This is a genomic window from Rossellomorea aquimaris (assembly GCF_001877785.1).
Classification (GTDB): domain Bacteria; phylum Bacillota; class Bacilli; order Bacillales; family Bacillaceae_B; genus Rossellomorea; species Rossellomorea aquimaris_A.
Genome location: NZ_MINN01000020.1, coordinates 1 through 415, shown reverse-complemented (window position 1 = coordinate 415; position 415 = coordinate 1). Strand labels below are relative to the sequence as shown.

The 415-nt window shown below is 47.0% G+C and carries 1 pseudogene; it reads right to left on the bottom strand.

Annotated elements, in window-relative coordinates:
* A pseudogene (locus BHE18_RS00665) lies at nt 1-233 on the bottom strand (diguanylate cyclase); the annotation flags it as partial.
* Nucleotides 234-415: the final 182 nt, after the last annotated feature.

Below are 415 nucleotides of genomic sequence, written 5' to 3'. Positions count from 1 at the left end.
GGATAATCCCAATTGGTCCGGCCGCCGGCAAACCCCGTAAGATAGGATTCACCGTTCGGCCATTCCTCTAATACCCAACCGGTTTTTCCACTCGACAAAGAGGCGGACTCAATCGGAAGCGGCTTGCCAAGAAATTCTTCCGGACCGAGGATGACGCGCTGGGTACCCGGACTCAAGACGAAGACCTCTAACTCATTTTCTTGGCGATTCATTGGGCGTAATACATACTGCATGACTTCCTCTGCCCATTCCCAACTCAAATGAGCAGCGACTACTCCAGCGAATGAGCCGTCAGAATGGATGATGGGCACACTAATATCGACAAACTAAAAAAAAAAAACACAACACACAACAAAACATCAACATACACACAAACAATATAACAAAACGCAACTATAGCCGATACAACATGCAA